Source organism: Variovorax sp. P4_D9 (genome assembly GCF_056401695.1).
In genome coordinates, this window is record NZ_JBFUIU010001305.1 from 1 (window position 1) to 1,756 (window position 1,756).

The 1,756-nt window shown below is 59.3% G+C and carries 2 protein-coding genes; both read right to left on the reverse strand.

Annotation, left to right across the window (positions count from 1 at the left end; translation table 11 throughout):
- Positions 1–178: 178 nt before the first annotated feature.
- Complete coding sequence (locus tag AC1DY5_RS54260; RefSeq protein ID WP_478122463.1) at positions 179–550, reverse strand: hypothetical protein; 372 nt, start codon at positions 548–550, stop codon at positions 179–181.
- Positions 551–1,305: 755 nt separating this feature from the next.
- Entirely contained in the window at positions 1,306–1,629 is a 324-nt protein-coding gene (locus tag AC1DY5_RS54265) for a ribbon-helix-helix protein, CopG family (RefSeq protein WP_478122464.1), read from the reverse strand.
- Positions 1,630–1,756: the final 127 nt, after the last annotated feature.

Consider the following 1,756-nt stretch of genomic DNA (forward strand, 5'->3'; position numbering starts at 1 on the left):
GTGGAACGCTTCGAAGAACCGGTCGGAGCAGTCCTCTCCAACCTCGGCGCAGAAGGCGTCCCAGAACGGGGCGATGCTTGGGGGAATGTTCGTGCTCATCCTAGGCAGCAAAGCTACCTGGCGGCAGGCGGTTGACAGCCCATCGGAAATGCCCAGTGTTGGTTCTGCCGTTGGAGGTTCAGGTCCCCTCGACAAGGTGCGAAACGTCATCGCTTGGAAAGAATCCTCCCTCTGCAACGAGGCGTCCAAGGCACCGAACTAGATGGTAGGAGATGCTGCTGTCCATCGTCTCCCCATCGAGCGGCAAGCGAAGCAGGCCCTCAAGGTCAGTTGCGACCGCCACAAGGGAGCCGATGGGGGCGAGGGAAAGGTAGTACGCGGCCTCAATTCGAGGGTCGTTCGTATAGTCATTGAACGGCTCGCAGACCTCGACTAGGTCGCGGACAAATCCCTGGTCCCCGAGCCGGCCGCTGATTCGCGACTCGGCGGTTTGGTCGGAATGTAGCGAAGCAATCAGGTCGTCACGGAGGCTGTTGAGGCTGCTGCTCATGTGGCTTCGAGTTGGAGTTGGAGGTCGTCTGGAATGTCCGGTCGTGGCCGCATCCTGCCACACCTGCGCCGGCGCCACCGGGGCATGCTGTCCTGCCCGGAGCGCGGCCAACACCTGCCGCAGTGACCAGTATGTCCTGCCGTCCAGCAAGAACTTCCGCACAGACGCGGCGCCGCTGCTAGTCCAATGACGCATGCCGATATTCAGCGTACGCAGTGGGCCGGAAATTGCCCACCGGCACCGTTTGCTCTTCATTCAGAAGGCTGACGCGGACAGTCGCCCCTTCCCGCAACCAGCAGCCACGAGTCGCCTGTCCATCCCAAGTCGCTAGGTAACAAACCCGACGCGGCGCAGGGCACTCACCCTGAGCATCGGTCAGTTGCAATAAACGAACCGGGCTTCCATCCGCTACGAAGAGGACGCTTGGCGTGAGGTCGCAGCCGACAACACAGGCGCAGCAGACGCAAACCCCCAATACAGACCACAAGGAGAGGTTGTAAGCCTGGCCTGGGCTCACCCGCGGCGGCTGAAAACACCACGTCAAAGAATTGAGATTGAACATGATTCAGGTCCAAAAATGCAAAAAGGCAACGAGTTGAACTCGTTGCCTTTGAGGGGGCGTCTGGCGAAGTGAGTGGGCTAACTGCCCAACTTAATTCGACCGCGCTGCTCAACGGCAACGAAGGTGCGAAAGCTCGAAATCGACAGGTGCATGGACACGATGAATGCGTTCAATGTGATAGGTTGGCGACAGTCTAGGCCGACGGCGGGTACTTGTCTACGTGAAAATTACCAATCGGATTCGGCACACGGTTGGCGGATTTGTCCTGAGGTAGAGGGTGGAGTCGAATGTTGGGTTCTGGCCGGTCGTAGACGTAGCTGACGTTGGCGACGCACCATTTGCTTCGCTTGCCAACATGATGGTCGCCCGCAGTGGGCCCGTGGAGAGATGCGCTGTCGAGCCGGGAGCGAATCAGGTCCCGCACGGCCTCGGAACGATTCATGTACCCCTTCGCGGCAATCAGTTCGTCGAATTGTTGGGCCAGTTCGTCATCGAGGGATATGGTGAAGCGTTGCATGGTGGCGCACTCCCTGTGGCTTTCGGCCCATAAATCTTTGGCCGGCGTCAACTATCTTGTCCGCCGGCGCATTGACTCGTCGGATTTGCTACCCGAGCTGACCTGTTGCCTCACGTAACTTGCTACC

What these genes read in the sequence shown, in the direction of transcription:
- AC1DY5_RS54265 (WP_478122464.1), bottom strand. Translation starts at nt 1,629, where the DNA reads ATGCAACGCTTCACCATATCCCTCGATGACGAACTGGCCCAACAATTC.
- AC1DY5_RS54260 (WP_478122463.1), bottom strand. Translation starts at nt 550, where the DNA reads ATGAGCAGCAGCCTCAACAGCCTCCGTGACGACCTGATTGCTTCGCTA.